This is a genomic window from Amycolatopsis sp. NPDC004772, assembly GCF_053601215.1.
Genome location: NZ_JBSGBK010000017.1, coordinates 73,121 through 93,044, shown reverse-complemented (window position 1 = coordinate 93,044; position 19,924 = coordinate 73,121). Strand labels below are relative to the sequence as shown.

Below are 19,924 nucleotides of genomic sequence, written 5' to 3'. Positions count from 1 at the left end.
TCGCTGTGACCCGACCGGCGGGGAGTAAAATCCGGTACTCGACCACGCTACTGAATTTCCCGAAGGGTGGCGAAGTCTTGTCCCCAGCCCAGCCACAGTGGTCCGCGCTCGCTCACCGCCTGCGCGCGCTGCGCGAGACCGAGTGGCCCGAAGCCGGGATCACCCAGGGCCAGCTCGCCAAGGCGCTCGGCGGGAACAGGGCCCTCAGCATCTCCCTCATCTCGTCGTGGGAGAACACCGAAAAGCCGGTCGCGCCGCCGACCAGGTGGCTCGACGCCTACGCGACGCTGTTCGCGACTCGGCGGCCGCTGGACAGCGGCACACTGCGCGTCCTCCCCATCGAGCAACTGACGGACGATGAGCGGGCACGGCGCAGTCAACTCCTGGACGAGTTGCGGGGGCTGCGCGAAGGGCGGCAGCTCGTCCAGGTGCCGGCCCCGATGGCCGACATCTGGACCTTCGAGCAAGACCAGAACATCACGATCGTGTGCGCGCCGCTGCCGGAGGAGTACCGGCGGCACCTGTCCTACGCGGACCCGGAGAACGCCGACTTCGTCTCGCTGTACACCTACGCCGACCCGGACGCGCTGATCGAGCTGTTCGGGCACATCCGCTCGCGCAACCCGGACAACAACGTCAAGTTCTGCACCAGCGAGGAATTGTCGGCCGACGACTACACGAGCCACCTGGTGCTGCTCGGCGGCGTGGACTGGAACTCGGTGACCCGGGACGTGATCGAGCGCGTGGACCTGCCGGTCGAGCAGGTCGGCCGGGTGGACGACGCCGAACACGGCGGGTTCCGGGTCCAGCAGGACGGGCGTCCGAAATTGTTCGAACCCAAGCTCGACCGGCGGGAACACCTCCTGGAGGACGTCGCCCACTTCTACCGCGGCGAAAGTCCGTTCAATCGGATGCGGACGGTCACCGTGTGCAATGGCATGTACGGTCGTGGCACGCTCGGCGCGGTGCGCGCGCTGACCGACGCGCGTTTCCGCGACCGCAACACCGCGTACGTGCAAGACCGGTTCGGCGATGTGGGATCCTTCAGCATCATCAGCCGCGTGCCGGTCGTCGGCGGACAGGGCCTGACTCCCGACTGGACCTTGGAGGAGAACCGGTTGCACGAGTGGCCCGAGGCAGCCGCGTGAACCCGCGGCAACACGAGTCGCACCAGGACTTGCTGGCGCATGTCGACGTGGCGGACGCCCCGCGTGCGGCGATGGACGCGATCATCGTTCCCACCGGGCGTCCGGCCCCCTACCTCCGGCAGGCCATTGCCGCGGCCAAGGAACGCGACGTCTTCCTGCTCTTGCTGTGCAGCCTTCGGTCCAACGCGGCTTCCGCGGCGGCCGAAGCGGAAGATGCGGGAGTACGCGCTCTCGCCATCGACACCGACCTGTTGCACCCCGGACTCGTGCCCACGTTCGCCACCGACCAGCTCCTCCGGTTCACCCGGTTCCAGCGGCAGACCGACACGAGCTACAAGCGCAACTTGGGGCTGCTCATCGCGGTGCTCGCCGGCTGGAAGCGAATCCTCTTCCTCGACGACGACATCGAATTGCCTTGTCCCGCGGACCTCGACGTCGCGGCCGGCCTGCTCGACGAATATCCGGTGATCGGTCTCGCCAACGCAGGCATGCCGGACAACTCGGTCGTGTGCCACGCGATCCGGGACGCCGGGCGGAAGCAGGACACCTTCATCGGCGGCGGAGCGCTCGAGGTCGGCGAAGCCGCGTTCAGCTCGTTCTTCCCGAACATCTACAACGAAGACTGGTTCTTCCTGCTGGACGGCATGAAACTGCGGCCGTCCGCGACCACGGGCACGGCGATCCAACAGCCCTACGACCCTTACCGGGACACCCGTCGCGCCCGTGGTGAGGAACTGGGCGACACCCTGGCCGAAGGCGTGTTCGGCCTGCTCGACAGTCACCTCGGCCTGGCGCACGCCACCAAGGAGTACTGGCGGGACTTCCTTGCCGACCGCCGCCGGATCATCCGGGACATCATCAAGCTGGTGCAGGCGTCGCCGATCGAGGCGGCCCAGCAAGCGCGGATGGTCGACGCGCTCAAAGCGGCGGTCGGCCGCAGCGAGCTGATCACGCCGGAGCTGTGTGTGCGCTACCTCCGAGCGTGGCAGCAGGACTGCGTCACCTGGCGGCAGCGGGTCACCGATCTCCGGCGCGACCACCACGGCGGTTCGGGGGTCGAGCACGCTCTCACAGCGTTGAACATCCAGCTGCTGGCGTGGACAGAGGTCGACGTTCCCCTCATGAGAGCGAGGCGCCGATCGGCAACGCTTCGGACCGCGGAGCGGGTTTGACCGGCAGCAGCTGCTTGACGAGCACGTAACAGTGTTCCGGCTCCACCAGGATGCCGCCGCTCGGCAGCCTTCTCTGTGCGTAGCAAACAATATTGCCGTGGCCCCAATCCCGGTAAGCCAAGCGGTCGTACAGGCGGGCAGCCGCGACGTTGTCGGTGCGGACCGCCAAGGCCACTCGGTCGCGGTCGTGCTGGGCAAGGTGGTGCTCGACAGCACCGACCAGCGCCGCCCCGATTCCGAGATTGCGCAGGTCCGGGTGTACCTCGAGGTGAGTGAGCAGGGGGACACCGGGAAGATGCATGCGGAGCGGGAGTTCTTCGGCGTCCTCGAGCCACAGGTAGACAGCACCGGCCGGGCGGTTGTCCAGCCAGGCGAGGAAGAGCACGCCTTTCCTCTGCAAGTGACGTGTCATTCGATCGTCGAAGAATCCCGGATCACCCAATGCGGCGGCGAACGAACTCACGTCCGCCGGACGGGCCGGCTGCACGTGGGGTTCGGTCATCGAGGCTCCTGTTCGGCCGAGCGCACATCCTCGCACGCCCGGACGCCCACTGCGAGGTTTTCGATTCACTCGGTTGGGTTACGTCTCACTCATCGAGTGAGGTCGTAGACCGTTACGCCGTCCACAGTGGAGGCTTCGTAGTGTGCGGCCACCCACTCGGCGATCTGCTGGGCCGCGTCCGAGCCGCTCGAACCCTGCATCGTCATGCCTTCGCCCAGGAAGTAGTGGATCTGCCCGTTCGCCACGTACTGCTGGAACTGGGCCAGCGTCGGGTACGGGTCCGTCCCGTTGAAGCCGCCCACCGCGAGCACCGGGGCTCCGCTCGCCAGCTGGTAGCCCGCGGCCGCGTTCGACAGGACCGCGGCCGCCGTCCAGGTGTACCGCGAAGCGTCCTTCTGGAGCAACGTCGTCAAGGAAGCGCCCGGCAGGGTTGTCGACAGCAGGGCACCCGGGCCGCCGCCGAAACCGCCGCGGCCTCCGCCTGGGCCGCGGCCACCGAAGCCCGACGATGGCCCGGCCGACGGGATTGCGCCGCTGTGGGTCGTGGCCGCCGTTGCCAGGGTGTACGCGCCCGTGCCGGCCAACGTCACCACCAGTGCGAACGCCGCCACGATCGTGGCCGCTCCGCGGGTCAGGTGGGTGGCGAAGAACAGGGCCACCGCCGCCAGGAGGCCGCCCACCAGCACCGTCGGCGCCAGCCACGACGAATCCAGCAGCAGGTACGCCGTCAGCGCCGTCACCGCGACTCCGCCGCTGAGAAATCCCGAGGCCACCGGGTGGGCGCGCAGGCGCCACAGCTGGACCGCCGCCGTGCCGACCAGTGCCGCCACCGGCGGGGCCAGGGCCACCGTGTAGTACGGGTGGATGATTCCGCCCATGTAGCTGAACACCAGCGCCGTCACCAGCAGCCAGCCGCCCCACAGCAGCAGGGCCGCCCGGGACGGGTCCGTGCGCGGGGCCCGGCGGGTGAACCAGAGCCCGGCGCCCAGCGCCAGCAGTGCCGCCGGCAGGAGCCAGGCGATGCCGCCCGCCATCTCGCTGCCGAACAGGCGAGTCAGGCCCGTCGACCCCCAGCCTCGGCCTGCGCCGCCGCCGACGCTGCCCACCTCGTCGCCCGTGATGCGGCCGAAACCGTTGTAGCCGAACGCCAGCTCCCACAGGGAGTTCGTCTGCGAGCCACCGATGTACGGCCGCGACGCCGCCGGCCAGAGGGCCACGACCACCAGGTACCAGCCCGCCGCCACCAGCACCGAGACGAACGCGCCGAGCAGGTGCAGCAGCCGCCTGCCGAGCGGGACCGGGGCGGCGACGAGGTAGGCGACGGCGAACGCGGGCAGCACCAGGAACGCCTGCAGCATCTTCGCCAGGAAGCCGAAGCCGACCGCGACCCCGGCCAGCGCGAGCCAGCGGGGGCTCGCCTTCTCGCAGGCGCGCACCACGCAGTACGCGCCCGCCACCAGCAGCAGCACGAGCAGGGCGTCCGGGTTGTTGAACCGGAACATCAGCGCCGCGGCCGGCGTCAGGGCCAGCACCAGGCCCGCGACCAGCCCGGCCGCCGGACCGGACGTGCGGCGGACGGCCGCATGCAGCAGCCAGACCGAGCCCACGCCCATCAGCGCCTGCGGCACCAGGATGCTCCACGCGTTGACGCCGAACAGCCGCGCCGACAGGCCCATCACCCACAGCGCGGCCGGGGTCTTGTCGACCGTGATCGCGTTGGCCGCGTCGCTGGAGCCGAAGAACAGCGCCTTCCAGCTCTGCGAGCCCGCCTGCGCCGCCGCGGAGTAGAAGGCGTTGGCCCAGCCGGACGCGCCCAGGCCCCACAGGTAGAGCACGGCGGTGCCGAGCAGGAGCACGGCCAACGCGGGCCGGTGCCAGGTGCGGCGGGAGGGCGCTGAAGGGGCCACGACGGTTTCGCGTGCCTCGAGAACGGTCATGAAGTCAGCTTCCGGTCTCCAGCTGGGGCCGGGTTGTGCCGATGCTGTGCACCCGCTGTGCGGGGACGGCCACGGGGAGCCGCACCGCGAACTCCGTCCGCCCGGGCCGGCTGTGCACCTCGATCGAGCCGTGGTGGGCGACGACGACGGCGGACGCGATGGCCATCCCGAGGCCGGTGCTGCCCGCGTTCCGGGAACGGGACGAGTCGCCGCGGGCGAACCGCTCGAAGACGTCCGGCAGCAGGTCCGGCGCGATGCCGGGGCCGTCGTCGGTCACCGTGAGGACGGCGCTTCCGTCGGCCGAGCGGGCCAGCGATGTCACCACCGTGGTGCCCGGCGGGGTGTGCGTGCGGGCGTTGGCCAGCAGGTTCGCCAGCACCTGGTGCAGCCGCTGGACGTCGCCGAACACGAGCACCGGGTCCGGCGGCAGCTCCAGCAGCCACCGGTGCTGCCGCCCGGCGACCTGGGCGTCGCCGACGGCGTCGGCGACCAGCCGGGTGAGGTCGACGTCCCGGACGTCGAGGGGCCGGCCCGCGTCGAGCCGGGCGAGCAGCAGCAGGTCCTCGACCAGCGCCGTCATCCGGACGGCCTCGGACTGGATCCGGCCCATCGAGTGCGCGACGTCCGGTGGCACCAGCGCGCTGCCGCGGGCGGCCAGCTCGGCGTACCCGCGGATCGCCGCCAGCGGCGTGCGCAGCTCGTGGCTGGCGTCCGCGACGAACTGCCGGACGCGGATTTCGCTGTCGTGCCGCGCTTCGAGGGCCTGGGCGACGTGGCCGAGCATCAGGTTCAGCGCCGAGCCGACCTGGCCGACCTCGGTGCGCGGGTCGGTGTCGCCTTCCGGGACGCGGATGGACAGCGCCACCTGGCCGCGGTCGAGCGGCAGTTCGGTGACCCGGCCGGCGGTGGCCGCGACGCGGTCGAGCGGGCGAAGCGTGCGGCGGACGGCGAAGGCGCCGAGGAAGGCCGCGCCGAGCACGCCGGCGGCGGCCACGCCGAAGAGGATCAGCCCGACGGTGAGCAGCGTGTCGTTGACCGGCTTCATCGGCAGGCCGGTCACCACGACCTCGGACGTCCCGGGGACGGGCAGCGCCATCAGGCGGTACTCGCCGAGGTCGTCGAAGGACAGCGTGTGCGGCTTGCCGTCGGCGGGCACCGACCGCATCAGGGCCTGCTGGTCCGCGGTCAGCTGCAGCCGTCCGCCGTGTTCGGTGATGCTGTCGTCGTGGACGAGCTCCGGCCCGTCGAAGGTGCCGCTCACCGTGCCGACGTTCTGCCCCAGCGGGTGCTGGCCCTGGTACTGCGGCGGCGGACCGCCGTCCTGCGGCCGGACGTTGCTCGCGAACACCAGCGAGCGGTTCGCCGCGGCCGAGAGCTGCTGGTCGATCTGGCGGGTGAGGAAGAGGTCGAGCGCGAATTCGCTGACCACGCCGACGATCAGGCACACCACGGTGAGCAGCACGACCATCGAGCCGGTCAGTTTCGCGCGCAGCGAGAGCCGCCCCCGGCGGGGAGCTGGCGGGTCGGTTCGCGCGGCCATGGCTCCAATGTCGGTCCGCGCCGTGTGTGCGGGTTGTGCGCTGCCTGTGAAGCGGCTGTGCGGTGACCGGCCCGTTGCCGGATGTCCGATTGCTCGTCACAGGAACGGCTGACGGCAAGCACAGTCGGTGCACAGCGAGCGGCCCCACCGTGGATCCCACCGAACCACCACGTTGAGGAGCAGCACCATGACCACACCGCAGGCACCGTCCACTCCGGACCAGACGTGGGGCGCGACGCCCGCACCCGCCCCGAAGCGGGCCTGGTCGCCGGGCAAGAAGCTCGCGGCGGGCGCCGTCGCGGCGGTGATCGTGGCCGGCGGGGGAGCGGCGGTCTGGGCCGCCTCGTCGTCCGCAGCCACCGGCACCCAAGCCGGGCCGGGCGGCATGACGGGTGGCCCCGGCGGCATGCCGGGTGGCGGACTGGGCGGGGCGTTGCACGGCGAGTACGTGGCCTCCGACGGCAACGGCGGCTACGTCACCAAGATCATGCAGACGGGCGAGGTGACGGAGCTGAGCGCGACGTCCCTGACCGCCAAGAGCGACGACGGCTTCTCGAAGACGTACACGATCACCTCGGCGCAGGCGACCGGCCTGGCGACCGGCGACACGGTCACCGTGGTGGCCACGGAGTCCGGCAGCACGGCGACGGCGACTTCGGTGACGGACGGCGAGTCCGGACCGCAGGGTCAGGGCACCCCGCCTTCGGGTGCCCCCACCCGGACCGGCTGATCCGGAGGCGGTCCCGGAGGTCAGCGGCGGTCGTAGTCGACCGCGACCTCCGGGGTCGTCGCGCGGGAGCGGCAGGTCAGGATCCGGCCGGCCGCCACGTCGTCCTCCGTCAGCGCGTACCGGACGTCCATGTCCACCTGGCCGTGCCGCAGCGTCGCCCGGCAGGTGCCGCACGCCCCGCCCGTGCACGAGTACGGCACCTCGTACCCGGCCCGCAAGGCCGCGTCCAGGACCGTCTCCCCGGCTTCGGCCGTGACGCACGTCGTCGTGCCGCCCAGCGTCACCGCCACCCTCGCCGGCGTGCCCGCCGGGTCGCGCAGGGGTGCCGCGCCGCGGAACAGTTCGAAGTGGACGTTCTCCTCCGGGACGTCCGCGTCGGCCAGGGTGCGGCGGGCCAGGTCCATCAGGCCGCGCGGGCCACAGAGGAACCACTCGTCGACCTTCGCCGGGTGCAGCCGGTTCTGCAGCAGCGCGCGCAGGCGCGTCCCGTCGAGCCGGCCGCGCTGGTAGCGCTCGTGCGAAATGGCGAGGGCCTCGCCGATCGTGTCGAACTGCCGCGGCCGGTGCGCGTGCAGGTCGGGGTCGCGCTCGTCGGTGCGGTAGTGGACGACGTGCAGCCGCCCGCCGAAGCCCTCGGCGAGCGCGCTCAGCTCCGCCGCGAACAACGTCGTCGCGCCCGAGGTGTTGACGTACAGCAGCGTCGCCCGGCTGTGCGGCTCCGCGGCGAGCGTGCTGACCAGGATGGACAGCACCGGCGTGATGCCGCTGCCCGCGGCCAGTGCCACGTAGTGCGCGGTCCGCGCCGGGTCCGGGGCGAGCGTGAACGCGCCCGAAGGCGGCAGGACGTCGAGGAAGTCGCCCGCGGCCAGCGTCGTGGTCGCGAAGCCGGAGAACGCCCCGCCGGGACGTCGTTTCACCGCGATCCGCAGCTCGCCCGAGTCCGCCCGCGCGCAGATCGAGTACGTCCGCCGCACGGCCTGGCCGTCGACCACCGCGCGGACCGCGACGTGCTGGCCCGGCGAGAACCGGAACTCCGGGGCCAGGGGCGGCGGGACGTCGAAGGTGATCGCGACGGCGTCCGCGGTCAGCGGCCGGACCTCGCGCACCCGCAGCCGGTGGAACCGGCTCGGACCCAGCGGCGGCGGCTCGGGGCCGGGCTCGTCGTCGCCGAGGTCGTCGCCGAGGTCGTCGGCCAGCCGCCGCCACGCGCGGTACTCCGCCGGGGTCAGCTCACGGCCCCACGCGGTGATGATCGGGACGTCGCGGGCGAGGTAGGCGTCCCGGTTGTCCCGCCACGCCCGCAGGTAGCGGTAGAACGGCACGGCCGGGTGCAGGTGGTGCACGAGATGGTAGTTCTGGAACAGCATCATCGGCGTCATCAGCCACTCCAGCCCCACCCGCACCCGCGTGGTGCCGAACTTGTCGCGCGGCTGCGCCTCGGGCAGGCCGTGGTGGGGCAGCCAGTCGAACCACCACGCCAGCACGGCCAGCCCGATCCGCTGCGGCAGCAGGTACCCGAGCAGCAGCTCGCGGCCGTGGCCGCAGGCGATCAGCGTCGCGGCGGCGACGAACGCCAGCGACAGCAGCACGATCGTCTCGGCCCGTTCCGCGGCCGGCCGGGTGCGCGCGCGGGCGGTGTAGAAGCGGGCGTACCAGAAGTCGATGGTGAGCCAGCGGAATGGTAGCGACCACCAGGCTCCCTGCGACGTCCACGCGTCGGGATCCGTGTGGGAGTCCGCGTTCGTGTTGCGGTGGTGTTCACTGTGGATGAACCGGAGCAGCGGGAACGACGCGTACGCCGCGACGAACGGCATCGCCAGCCGGCCGAGCACCTCGTTGACCCATGTCAGCTTCCCTGCGGCGTGGTGGGCGGATTCGTGCACCACCGTGAACATCGTGAAGGTGACGATCGCGTGCAGCGGCACGGTGTACACCGGCGGCGCGATCCCGGCCAGCAGCAGCCAGGTCGCGGTGGCCCACAACGCGGCGCCGCCGGCGAACAACAGGAGCGTCGGCACCGAGAGGCGGGGCAGCGGGATGCGGGGCGAGGGCACCGAACGCGGGGCCGCCACCGCCGGGGTTCCGGGCGTCCGGGAGCCACGCGGCGGGGTATCGACGACGGGCATCGAGCGGTCTCCTCGGTCGAGAAGCTCCTGGCGAGGCGGGAGTCACCGTAGACAACCCGCGGGGGTTTGTAAACGTCGCGCCACGCTTCGAAAAAAGGTCTGGGCCAGCCGAACGCAAGCGCTGGGTAAGCTGCCCTTGTGAAGGCCGTCACCCATCCCGCCCCCGCGCGCACCCGCGACCGGTTGCTGGACGCGGCCGCCGACGTGATCGCCGGCGACGGCTGGGCCGCGGTGACGATGGGCAAGCTGGCCGCGCAGGTCGGCGTCAGCAGGCAGACCGTCTACAACGAACTCGGCTCCAAGGCCGAACTGGCGGAGGCGTTGGTGCTGCGGGAAACCGAGCGCTTCGCCGAGCGCGTGACCGAGGTCGTCGCCGCCCACCCGGGCGCCCCCGTCGACGGCGTCACCGCCGCGTTCCGCCAGACCCTCGAAGCCGCCCGGGTCAACCCGCTCATCGTGATCGCGCTCGGCTGCCCGAAGGGCGGCGGCGACGACTTCCTCCCGCTGCTGACCACCCGGCCCGAGGGCGTCCTCGAACGCTCGGTCGGCACGGTGGTGGCCCTGCTCGCGCGCTCCTACCCGGAGACCGGACTGACCCTCTCGGAGTGGACGGTCGCGGTCGAGGCGATGGTCCGGCTGCTGCTCTCCCACCTCGTGCAGCCCAGTGGCTCGGTGGCGCAGGCGAGCGGCCGGATGCGCTGGGTGATCGGCCGGATGCTGGGCGCCTGACCTCGCAGGTGGCCCCCGGCCCGGTGGCGAAGGCCACTGGCCTAGACTCGGACGTCCCGGCCTGTACTTGACCGGGGCCATTTCCGCAGGATTGTCCACCACAATCGTTACCGCTCGAGGAGAAGACCTTGAAGAGCACCGTCGAGCAGCTCAGCCCGACGCGAGTCAAGATCAATGTCGAGGTGCCGTTCGACGAGCTCAAGCCGAACTTCGACCGCGCCTACCGCAAGATCGCCCAGCAGGTGCGCATCCCGGGCTTCCGGCCCGGCAAGGCGCCCGCTCGCGTCCTGGAAAGCCGGATCGGGCGCGGCCCGGTGCTCGACGAGGTCGTCAACGAGGCCATCCCGGCCAAGTACATCGAGGCCGTCCGCGCCAACGAGGTCCGCACGCTCGGCAACCCCGAGTTCGACGTGACCAAGCTCGAGGACCGCGACGTGCTCGAGTTCACCGCCGAGGTCGACGTGCGCCCGGAGATCGAGCTGCCCGACCTGGACGGCTTCGCGATCACCGTCGACGACGTCGAGCTGACCGACGCGGAGGTCGACGAGCAGCTCGACGAGCTGCGCGCCCGCTTCGGCACGCTGACCGGCGTCGAGCGCCCGGCCGAGAACGGCGACTTCGTCTCGATCGACCTGTCCGCCACCGTCGACGGCGAGGCCGTCGAGGAGGCCAGCACCAGCGGGCTGTCCTACGAGATCGGCTCCGGCCAGCTCGTCGACGGCATCGACGAGGCGATCGTCGGCGCGAACGCCGGCGAGACCAAGACGTTCACCACCCAGCTCGTCGCCGGTGAGCACGCCGGCAAGGACGCCGAGGTGACCGTGACCGTCCAGTCGGTCAAGACCCGCGAGCTGCCCGAGGCCGACGACGAGTTCGCCCAGATGGCCAGCGAGTTCGACACGATCGAAGAGCTCAAGAACGACCTGCGCGAGCGGCTCGGCCGCGTCAAGAAGATGCAGCAGGGCGTCCAGGCCCGCGACAAGGTGCTCGACGAGCTCCTCGAGCGCACCGAGGTGCCGATCCCGGAGAAGGTCCTCGACGCCGAGATCGAGAACCGCAAGCACGACGCGATCCACCCGTTCGACCACGACGAGGCCCAGTTCGCGAAGGCCCTCGAGGCCGAGGGCCGCACGCTGGAGGAGTTCGACGCGGAGACCCGCACCGAGTCGGAGAAGGCCGTCCGCACGCAGCTGCTGCTGGACACCATCGCCGACAAGGAAGAGGTCTCGGTCAACGACGGCGAGCTCACCGAGCGGATCATCTACCAGGCCCAGCGCTTCGGGATCAGCCCGGACGAGTACGTCCAGCGCGCCCAGCAGTCCGGCCAGCTGACCGCGATCTACGCCGACGTGCGCCGCGGCAAGGCCCTCGCCTCGGTGGTCCGCAAGGCGGCCGTCACCGACGGCTCCGGCGCCGAGGTCGACCTCTCGGAGCTGTTCGGCAGCGACGAGCCGGCAGCCGAGGAGACGCAGGTCACCGACGAAACGGCGAAGACTCCGGCGCAGTGAAGCTGTGAGCGAACTTGGGCGGTGTCAGGCATTCTGCACCGCCCGAGTTCGTTAGGGTCGGATACAAGATCTCAAGCATCTGAAACGACAGCGGTGGCCGTCAGCACCGGGCCACCGCCGGCGAAAAGGCAGGCAGACGTGACGCAGCACACGCCCGAGGCGCGGACCGGCACCGCAGGGCTCAACCTCACCGACTCGGTGTTCGAGCGGTTGCTCCAGGAGCGCATCGTCGTCCTCGGTTCCGAGGTCAACGACGAGGTCGCCAACCGGATCACCGCGCAGCTGTTGCTGCTCGACGCCGACGACGCCGAGTCCGACATCCGCTTCTACATCAACTCGCCGGGTGGCTCGGTCACCGCCGGGTTCGCCATCTACGACACCATGCAGCTGATCCGCCCGGACGTCGCGACCTACGCGATGGGCATGGCGGCCTCGATGGGGCAGTTCCTGCTCTCCTCGGGCACCCCGGGCAAGCGCTACGCGCTCCCGCACGCCCGCATCCTGATGCACCAGCCCTCGGCCGGGGTCGGCGGCACGGCGTCGGACATCGCGATCCAGGCGGACCTGTTCAACAAGTGGAAGCAGGAGCTGGCCCGGATCACCGCGGACCAGACCGGGCAGACGGTCGAGCAGATCATCAAGGACGGCGACCGCGACCGCTGGTTCACCGCCCAGGAGGCGAAGGACTACGGCTTCGTGGACCACGTCCTCACCGCCGACATCGCCCGTCCGGGCTCCCGCTGAGCCCGAAGCACCAAGGAGACTTTCGATGAGCAATTTCAGGCTCCCGGGTGACTTCCAGGGCCCGAGCATCCCCCAGTCGCGGTACATCCTGCCGTCGTACGTGGAGCGGACCAGCTACGGCGTCAAGGAGTCGAACCCGTACAACAAGCTGTACGAAGAGCGGGTCATCTTCCTCGGCGTGCAGGTCGACGACGCGTCGGCCAACGACGTGATGGCCCAGCTGCTGCACCTGGAGCACGAGGACCCGGACCGCGACATCCTGGTCTACATCAACTCGCCGGGTGGCTCGTTCACCTCGCTGATGGCGATCTACGACACGATGCAGTTCGTCCGCCCGGACATCCAGACGTACTGCCTCGGCCAGGCCGCCTCGGCCGCCGCCGTGCTGCTGTCGGCCGGCACGCCCGGCAAGCGCTACGCGCTGCCGAACTCCCGCGTGCTGATCCACCAGCCGGCCACCGAGGGCACCTACGGCCAGGTCTCCGACCTGGAGATCCAGGCCAACGAGATCCAGCGGGTGCGGCGCCAGATGGAGGTCATCCTGGCCAAGCACACGAACAAGGACCCGGACCAGATCCGGACCGACATCGAGCGCGACAAGATCCTGACGGCCGAAGAGGCCAAGGCGTACGGCATCATCGACGAGGTCCTGCCGTACCGTAAGGCGTCGGCTCTGTAGATCCGCCAGGCCGGTGTGTGCCGAGAAGACGACACACACCGGCATCCTGGTTTAGGGTCGTCCTCTGACGTGCTCCCGGAGCTCGTGGGTGTTCCCGCTCGCGGCATCGGACGGGTACCGTCAGTGGCAATGCGTGAGGCTCGCACCCGGTCACCGCGCCGGGGGGTCGCACCGTCGCAACACACGTCAGGCGCGGAAACCCGCGCCGGAGGGGACGAGGTCAACGGCCATGGCACGGATCGGTGACGGCGGAGACCTGCTGAAGTGTTCTTTCTGCGGGAAGAGCCAGAAGCAGGTGAAGAAGCTCATTGCCGGCCCCGGGGTCTACATCTGCGATGAGTGCATCGACCTCTGCAATGAGATCATCGAGGAGGAGCTGGCCGAGGCCGGCGACGTCAAGCTCGACGAGCTGCCCAAGCCCGCCGACATCCACGAGTTCCTCGAGCAGTACATCATCGGCCAGGAAGACGCCAAGCGGACGCTCGCGGTAGCGGTCTACAACCACTACAAGCGCATCCAGGCGGACGACAAGGCCGGGCCGAAGGACTCCAAGGAAGAGTCGGTCGAGCTCGCCAAGTCGAACATCCTGATGCTCGGTCCCACCGGGTGCGGCAAGACCTACCTGGCGCAGACGCTCGCGAAGCTGCTGAACGTGCCATTCGCCATCGCGGACGCCACGGCGCTGACCGAAGCGGGCTACGTCGGCGAGGACGTCGAAAACATCCTGCTCAAGCTCATCCAGGCGGCGGACTACGACGTCAAGCGGGCCGAGACCGGGATCATCTACATCGACGAGGTCGACAAGATCGCCCGCAAGAGCGAGAACCCCTCGATCACCCGGGATGTCTCCGGCGAGGGTGTCCAGCAGGCGCTGCTGAAGATCCTCGAGGGCACCACCGCCTCGGTCCCGCCGCAGGGCGGCCGCAAGCACCCGCACCAGGAGTTCATCCAGATCGACACGACGAACGTGCTGTTCATCGTGGCCGGCGCGTTCGCCGGGCTGGAGAAGATCATCAACGAGCGGGTCGGCAAGCGCGGCCTCGGCTTCGGCGCGGAGATCCGCACGAAGTCCGAGATCGAGGAGAGCGACGTCTTCTCCGACACGATGCCGGAGGACCTGATCAAGTTCGGGCTGATCCCGGAGTTCATCGGCCGCCTCCCGGTCGTGGCGACGGTGAACCACCTGGACAAGGACTCGCTGGTCAACATCCTCACCCAGCCGCGCAACGCCCTGGTGAAGCAGTACAAGAAGCTCTTCGAGATGGACAACGTCGAGCTCGAGTTCACCAAGACCGCGCTCGAGGCCATCGCCGACCAGGCGGTCCTGCGCGGGACCGGGGCCCGCGGGCTGCGTGCGATCATGGAAGAAGTGCTCCAGCCGGTGATGTACGACATCCCGAGCCGCGACGACGTGGCGAAGGTCGTGATCACCGAGCAGACCGTCCGGGAGAACGTGAACCCGACGATCGTCGCCCGGCAGCCGACGCGGCGCGCGCGCAGCGAGCGCGGCGAGAAGTCGGCCTGACAGGCCGGGCGTCTCCGGGCCGCCCGGCCCGGAGACCCGACAGGAAAGCTGAATGACTGCTGACTCCTTCCCGGGTTCCGGGGCCGCAACCGGCGGCGGCGTGCAAACGCCGGCGCCGCCGGCCCCGGAACCCGCCGGGACCACCCCGGCCGGGCCGGCCGCGCCGGTTCTGGGGTTCCGTGAGCTGAGCGAGCGCGTGATCGCGTCCGTCGCCGACCGGTACCCGTGGCTGCACCGCGTGCTGATGGGCATGCTGGCCGTGTTCACCGGCACGTGCGTCGTCGCCGTCGTGTCCCGGCTGTCGCCGTTGCCGCTGATCCCGGTGCCGTTGTTCGTCGTCGCGGCCTACGGGCTGCGGCAGGCCCGCGGCGTGACCGAGCGGCGTCAGCTGTTCAACTGGGTGCTGCTGTTCGCCCTGGCGACCCTGGTCGGCTTCTGGCTGATCTCGGTCGTCGGCCGTTGGGTGGAGTGAAGTCCCGACGTCCGGAGGGTTTGAGGCCGTCGGCGGTGGGGTAAGCCACTCGGGTGGTAGATGCCCTCAGACCGTTCCGGCATCCGGCACTCTTCTATCGCGGTGACACCGAGTACCTCGATGGTGTCATTCCCTTCCTGCTCGAAGGTCTCGACCGAGGTGAGCCCGCGGCCGTCGCCGTCCCCGGCGGCAACCTGCTGCTGATCGAGAAGGCCCTGGAAGACCGGGCCGGTGAAGTGCGCTTCATCGACATGCACCGCGCGGGCCGCAACCCGGGCGCGATCCTGCCGTCGGTGCTGCACGCCTTCGCGGAGGAGCACGACGGCCCGGTGCGCATCGTGGGCGAGCCGATCTGGGCCGGCCGCACGGACACCGAGTACCCGGCGTGCGTGGTGCACGAAGCCCTGATCAACAACGCCTTCGCGGGCCGTGACCTGGCGGTGCTCTGCCCGTACGACGTCGGGGCGCTGCCCCCGCCGGTCCTGGCCGACGCCGAGCGCACCCACCCGGAGCTGTGGGGCCTGGCCGGCCCGTTCATCAGCCCGCGCTTCGACCCCGACGGTGTCCGCGCGGACTTCACCCGGCCGCTCGAACCGCCGACGGGTGCGGTGGAGCGTGGGTTCGACCTCGGGCAGCTGGCGTCGCTGCGCGGCTTCGCGGAGATCTGGGCCGCGCGCCACGGCCTCCGCCGGCCCCGCCGCGACGACTTCGCACTGGCGATCGCCGAGCTGACGACGAACAGCGTCCTCTACGGCGGCGGCACCGGAGTGCTGCGGTTGTGGGCGGAGGCGTCCCAGGTGGTCGGCGAGGTGAGCGACACCGGCACGATCACCGAACCCCTGACCGGCCGCATCCCACCCCCGGCGGCCACCCCCGGCGGCCGCGGCCTCCTCCTGGTGAACCGCCTGGCCGACCTGGTCCGCACGTACTGGGTCCCGGGCCGCACGACCACCCGCATCCACTTCACCCGCTGAGCGCGCGGCCGTGTCGTCCGGCCGGGTACGGCGTCAGGCGGCGCGGGGGACGTGCTTGCCGAGGAAGCTGATCAAGCTGGGCACCACCGTGCGGTTGAACGGGTCGCCGTGCTTGCCGTGGGCGGTGTGGGCGACCGCCGGGTGGGCGGCCTCGATGTAGCGGCGGACGCCGGTGATGAACGAGTCCTCCGTGCCGCACCAGATGCCGTTGGCCACGCCCTTGGTCTCGTCGATGTGGCGCAGCGGGTCCAGCGCCGTCCAGTCCTGGATGCCGGTGAAGATGTGGCGCTTGGCCATCTCCGGCCACGACGTGATCAGCGCCGGGGCCAGCGTCGCGACGGCGGCGGGCGGCTGGCGCCGCTCGACCCGGCGGCGGGTGTACACCAGCGCGCCGAACCCGCCCATCGACATGCCCGTGCACGCGAACGGCTGGCCGCTCGGGCCGGCGAAGCCGCGGGCGCGCAGCCACTGCGGGACCTCCTCCAGCAGCATGGCCATCGGGTCGTCGCCCGGGTGGACCTCGTGCCAGTAGTTGTCGCCGCCGTCGACGGCCACGAAGCCGAACGCCGGGACCGCCTTGCGGGCAACGTCGCTGGCGAGCTGCTTGAGCGTGCCGGTGGGCACGGCGCTGCGAGCGTTGCCGTGCAGGCCGTGCAGCGCGAGCGACATCGGCAGCCCCTTCGGCGGGGTCTTCGACGGCAGGATGAACACCAGGTCGACCATCCGGCCGCGCGCGGCGGAGTAGACGCGCTCGACCCGCGTGCTGCCCAGCTGGGTCGTCGGGTTCGACGACGTCACGCCGAGCGTCCGCTGCAGGGCCTGGCTGAACGGCAGCTTGCCGGTCGCGGTGCCGACCGCCAGCCCGGTCACGGCCAGCCCGGACGCGCCCGCGATCAGCGCCGACCGGCGGCTCATCCACCGCCGGGCGCCCTGGACCGCCTCGACGACCGCTCCGGCCGGCTCCGCGTCCCCGTTGTGCTTGTTCACCCTGTCTCCGTCCCCCTGGCCCCTCGATAAGGACGCCGCGCACCCGCTCCGCGTTCCCTCGCGCCCCTGTTCACCGGGTTATTCGTTATCACCCTGCCCGGCGTTTCCGGTTCTCGCCCGCCAAGCCGCCTTCGCGGCCTCGGCCGAGCGCCCGGCCCGGTCCACAGTGTCCCCGAGACCGACCGCCATGGTGATCCCGAGGGGGATCAAAATGTGGTTTATGCCCTGTTCACCGGGGCCGAAGTGACCCGACGCCTCCAGTGTGACGAATCCGTGCAGCGCGCTCCAGAGCTGGGCGGCGGCCTGGTACTCGTCGACGGGCCGGAACCGGCCGGCCGCGATCGCCCGCGCGGTCGCCCGGACGATGTGGGTGAACGCCTCCAGCCCCTCCTGGGCGGCTTCGCGGCCTTCCTCCGTGGTGAGGTCGGACAGCGTCGCCCGCTTGCCGCCGGGCGCGGACTGGCCGAACGTCACCGCGAACAGCTGCGGCTGCTCGGCGACCGCCTGCCGGTAGGTGCGGGCCATGCTGAAGATGTCCGCCACCGGGTCGTCGGTCTCCGCGACCTGGGCCAGCCATTCCGACAGCCGCAGGAACCCGGCCCGCGCAACCTCGTCGACCAGCGCCGACATCCCGCCGAAGTGGGTGTAGACGGCCATCGTCGAGACGCCGACCTCGGCCGCCAGCTTGCGGGCCTGCAGGGCTTCGGGGCCGTTCTCGTCGAGCAGGCGGATGGCGGCCTCGACGAGCCGGACCTTCACGTCGGTCGCGCGCGGTTTGGGGCTCATGCTTGCCAGTATCCCATAACCCTGTTATACCTGGAATCATAACCAAGTTATGGAGGGGTCGCATGGGCAACAAGTTCCTCGAGGGCAACTTCGCCCCCGTCAGCCGGGAGCACACGATCACCGACCTCGCCGTCACCGGCCGGATCCCGGAGTTCCTCGACGGCCGGTACCTGCGCAACGGTCCCAACCCGCTGTCCGAAGTGGACCCGGCGGCCTACCACTGGTTCATGGGCGACGGCATGGTGCACGGCGTGCGCCTGCGCGACGGGAAGGCCGAGTGGTACCGCAACCGGTGGGTCCGCAACCCCGCCGTCGCCGCGACGCTGAACGGCGAGGACGCGAGCCGGTTCTGCGGGCTGGACGCGCTCAGCGCGAACACCAACGTCATCGGCCACGCGGGCAAGACCCTCGCCCTGGTCGAGGCGGGCGCGCCGATCTACGAGCTGACCGACGAGCTCGACACCGTCGCCCGCTGCGACTTCGACGGCACGCTCCCGGGCGGCTACACCGCCCACCCCAAGCGCGACCCGCGCACCGGTGAGCTGCACGCCGTCTCGTACTTCTTCGGCATGGGGAACAAGGTCCAGTACTCGGTGATCGACCCGGCCGGGCGCGCCCGCCGCACGGTCGACGTCGAGGTCACCGGCTCGCCGATGATGCACGACTTCTCGCTGACCGAGCACCACGTCGTCTTCTACGACCTGCCGGTGACGTTCGACGCCGAGGCGGCGGTGGCCGCCAGCGTGCCGGCCGCGCTGCGCACCCCGGCGAAGCTGGTGGTGTCGGCCATGGTCGGCAAGGTCCGCGTGCCGGACCCGGTGACCGCGATGATGGCGGGCAGGATCGGCGCGAACGGCGGCCTGCCGTACCGCTGGAACCCGAAGTACCCGGCGCGGATCGGGATCATGCCGCGGGAGGGCGGCAGCCGGGACGTCCGCTGGTTCGACGTCGAGCCGTGCTACGTTTTCCACCCGCTCAACGCCTACGACGACGGCGACAGCGTCGTGCTGGACGTCGTCCGCCACCCGAAGATGTTCGCCACGCAGCTGCACGGCCCGGACGAGGGCGGCCCGACCCTGGACCGCTGGACGGTCGACCTGGCGGCGGGCAAGGTGGTGGAGGAGCGCCTCGACGACCGGGGCCAGGAGTTCCCGCGCGTCGACGAGCGCCTGGTCGGCCGCCGCCACCGCTACGGCTACGCGATGTCGGCCGACGGCGGCGCCGAGCCCGGCGGCTCCCTGTTCAAGCACGACTTCCACACGGGCGCCCGCGACGAGCGCGCGTTCGGCGCGGGCCGCCAGCCGGGCGAGTTCGTGTTCGTCCCCCGCCACGACGACGCGGCCGAGGACGACGGCGTCCTGCTGGGCTTCGTCTTCGACCCGGCCACCCAGCGCAGCGACCTGACGATCCTGGACGCGGAGACGCTGGAGACGGTGGCGGCCATCCACCTGCCGGACCGCGTCCCCAACGGCTTCCACGGCAACTGGGTGCCGGTCGGCTAGGTCAGGATGCGGTGGTCCCCGGTGTAGAGGTTCATCGAGTCACCGCGCAGGAAGCCGACCAGGGTCATGCCGTTCTCCTCGGCCAGCTCCACCGCCAGTGACGACGGGGCCGACACCGCGGCCAGCAGGCCGATGCCCGCCATCGCGGCCTTCTGGACCAGCTCGAACGACGCGCGTCCGGACACCAGGAGGCCGTACTCCGGCGCCGGGATGCGGCCGTCGAGGACTGCCCAGCCCAGCACCTTGTCCACCGCGTTGTGCCGGCCGACGTCCTCGCGGACCACCTCGAGCGACCCGTCCGGGGCGAACAGCGCCGCCGCGTGCAGGCCGCCCGTGCTGGCGAACACCTTCTGGCGGGCGCGCAGCGAGTCGGGCAGGCCAGCGAGCACCGAGCTCTTCACCGTGAACGCCGCCGACGCGGGGGAGAAGCGCGTGCGGAGCTTGACCGCGTCGAGTGCCGCCTTGCCGCAGACCCCGCAGGACGACGTCGTGTAGAAGTTGCGCTCGACCCCGGTGTCCGGTGGCGGGACGCCGTCGGCCAGGGCGATGTCCAGCACGTTGTAGGTGTTGCGGCCCTGGTCGTCGACGCCGTCGCAGTAGCGGGCGACGGCTACATCCGAACGCCCGCCGATCACGCCCTCGGACAGCAGGAAGCCGTGGGCCAGCTCGACGTCGTGCCCGGGGGTGCGCATCGTGACCGCCAGCGCCCGGCCGCCGACCCGCAGCTCCAGGGGCTCTTCGGCGGCCAGCGCGTCGGGGCGGCGCCGGTCCCCGGTCGCGGAAATCCGCCGCACCGGCCTGCGCACGGTCACCCTGCCCATCAGCACACCCTTCGCTGCCCGAAAGTTCGACACTCGTATGGT

Annotated in this window: 18 protein-coding genes; 11 read left to right on the top strand and 7 right to left on the bottom strand. The window is 70.9% G+C overall.

What is annotated here, in order from left to right; all coding sequences use genetic code 11:
- Window positions 1–77: 77 nt before the first annotated feature.
- Window positions 78–1,148, top strand: a complete 1,071-nt coding sequence (locus ACWEF6_RS13985; protein WP_449683259.1) for a helix-turn-helix domain-containing protein — start codon at window positions 78–80, stop codon at window positions 1,146–1,148.
- Window positions 1,145–2,320 carry a hypothetical protein gene (locus ACWEF6_RS13980; protein ID WP_449683258.1) on the top strand — a complete coding sequence of 392 codons (1,176 nt, stop codon included), beginning with the start codon at window positions 1,145–1,147 and terminating at the stop codon, window positions 2,318–2,320. Before ACWEF6_RS13985 ends, ACWEF6_RS13980 begins: the two co-directional genes overlap by 4 nt.
- Here the strand turns inward: ACWEF6_RS13980 and ACWEF6_RS13975 are convergent.
- The 3 genes from ACWEF6_RS13975 to ACWEF6_RS13965 form a co-directional block, all read right to left on the bottom strand.
- Window positions 2,268–2,822 (bottom strand): GNAT family N-acetyltransferase, encoded by a 555-nt coding sequence (locus ACWEF6_RS13975; RefSeq protein WP_449683257.1) that lies wholly within the window; start codon window positions 2,820–2,822, stop codon window positions 2,268–2,270. The two genes, ACWEF6_RS13980 and ACWEF6_RS13975, sit on opposite strands and share 53 nt — an antisense overlap.
- 89 nt (window positions 2,823–2,911) lie before the next feature.
- A complete protein-coding gene (locus ACWEF6_RS13970; RefSeq protein WP_449683256.1) occupies window positions 2,912–4,759 on the bottom strand; it encodes an ArnT family glycosyltransferase in 1,848 nt (615 codons plus the stop codon).
- Window positions 4,760–4,763: 4 nt separating this feature from the next.
- Entirely contained in the window at window positions 4,764–6,299 is a 1,536-nt protein-coding gene (locus ACWEF6_RS13965; protein WP_449683255.1) for a sensor histidine kinase, read from the bottom strand.
- A gap of 187 nt (window positions 6,300–6,486) precedes the next feature.
- Between ACWEF6_RS13965 and ACWEF6_RS13960 the strand changes: the two genes are divergently transcribed.
- Window positions 6,487–7,029 carry a hypothetical protein gene (locus ACWEF6_RS13960; protein ID WP_449683254.1) on the top strand — a complete coding sequence of 181 codons (543 nt, stop codon included), beginning with the start codon at window positions 6,487–6,489 and terminating at the stop codon, window positions 7,027–7,029.
- A gap of 20 nt (window positions 7,030–7,049) precedes the next feature.
- On the opposite strand, the gene ACWEF6_RS13955 is transcribed toward ACWEF6_RS13960, so the two are convergent.
- On the bottom strand, window positions 7,050–9,155 hold the full coding sequence (locus ACWEF6_RS13955; RefSeq protein WP_449683253.1) for a fatty acid desaturase: 2,106 nt from the start codon (window positions 9,153–9,155) through the stop codon (window positions 7,050–7,052).
- A 138-nt stretch (window positions 9,156–9,293) separates the two neighbouring features.
- Here ACWEF6_RS13955 and ACWEF6_RS13950 point away from each other — a divergent pair, with 138 nt between their 5' ends.
- From ACWEF6_RS13950 to ACWEF6_RS13920, 7 genes are all read left to right on the top strand, one after another.
- Complete coding sequence (locus tag ACWEF6_RS13950) at window positions 9,294–9,884, top strand: TetR family transcriptional regulator (RefSeq protein ID WP_449683252.1); 591 nt, start codon at window positions 9,294–9,296, stop codon at window positions 9,882–9,884.
- A 128-nt stretch (window positions 9,885–10,012) separates the two neighbouring features.
- Entirely contained in the window at window positions 10,013–11,392 is a 1,380-nt protein-coding gene (tig, locus tag ACWEF6_RS13945) for a trigger factor (protein WP_449683251.1), read from the top strand.
- Between the two features lie 138 nt (window positions 11,393–11,530).
- Complete coding sequence (locus ACWEF6_RS13940; protein WP_091320319.1) at window positions 11,531–12,136, top strand: ClpP family protease; 606 nt, start codon at window positions 11,531–11,533, stop codon at window positions 12,134–12,136.
- 25 nt (window positions 12,137–12,161) lie between these two features.
- Entirely contained in the window at window positions 12,162–12,815 is a 654-nt protein-coding gene (locus ACWEF6_RS13935) for an ATP-dependent Clp protease proteolytic subunit (protein ID WP_091316263.1), read from the top strand.
- A 229-nt stretch (window positions 12,816–13,044) separates the two neighbouring features.
- Entirely contained in the window at window positions 13,045–14,340 is a 1,296-nt protein-coding gene (gene clpX / locus ACWEF6_RS13930; protein WP_004562779.1) for an ATP-dependent Clp protease ATP-binding subunit ClpX, read from the top strand.
- 52 nt (window positions 14,341–14,392) lie between these two features.
- Complete coding sequence (locus tag ACWEF6_RS13925; protein ID WP_449683250.1) at window positions 14,393–14,812, top strand: hypothetical protein; 420 nt, start codon at window positions 14,393–14,395, stop codon at window positions 14,810–14,812.
- A 53-nt stretch (window positions 14,813–14,865) separates the two neighbouring features.
- Window positions 14,866–15,786, top strand: coding sequence for an anti-sigma factor RsbA family regulatory protein (locus ACWEF6_RS13920; protein ID WP_449683249.1), 921 nt, complete (start codon window positions 14,866–14,868; stop codon window positions 15,784–15,786).
- A gap of 33 nt (window positions 15,787–15,819) precedes the next feature.
- Here the strand turns inward: ACWEF6_RS13920 and ACWEF6_RS13915 are convergent, their stop codons facing one another.
- Both ACWEF6_RS13915 and ACWEF6_RS13910 read right to left on the bottom strand, forming a co-directional pair.
- Complete coding sequence (locus ACWEF6_RS13915) at window positions 15,820–16,701, bottom strand: alpha/beta hydrolase (protein WP_449683288.1); 882 nt, start codon at window positions 16,699–16,701, stop codon at window positions 15,820–15,822.
- Between the two features lie 150 nt (window positions 16,702–16,851).
- Window positions 16,852–17,559: a TetR/AcrR family transcriptional regulator gene (locus tag ACWEF6_RS13910; RefSeq protein WP_449683248.1), complete on the bottom strand. Its 708-nt coding sequence runs from the start codon at window positions 17,557–17,559 to the stop codon at window positions 16,852–16,854.
- Window positions 17,560–17,621: 62 nt separating this feature from the next.
- On the opposite strand from ACWEF6_RS13910, the gene ACWEF6_RS13905 reads away from it, so the two are divergent.
- Window positions 17,622–19,061: a carotenoid oxygenase family protein gene (locus ACWEF6_RS13905; protein WP_449683247.1), complete on the top strand. Its 1,440-nt coding sequence runs from the start codon at window positions 17,622–17,624 to the stop codon at window positions 19,059–19,061.
- Here ACWEF6_RS13905 and fdhD read toward each other — a convergent pair.
- A complete protein-coding gene (gene fdhD, locus ACWEF6_RS13900) occupies window positions 19,058–19,882 on the bottom strand; it encodes a formate dehydrogenase accessory sulfurtransferase FdhD (protein ID WP_449683246.1) in 825 nt (274 codons plus the stop codon). The two genes, ACWEF6_RS13905 and fdhD, sit on opposite strands and share 4 nt — an antisense overlap.
- Window positions 19,883–19,924: the final 42 nt, after the last annotated feature.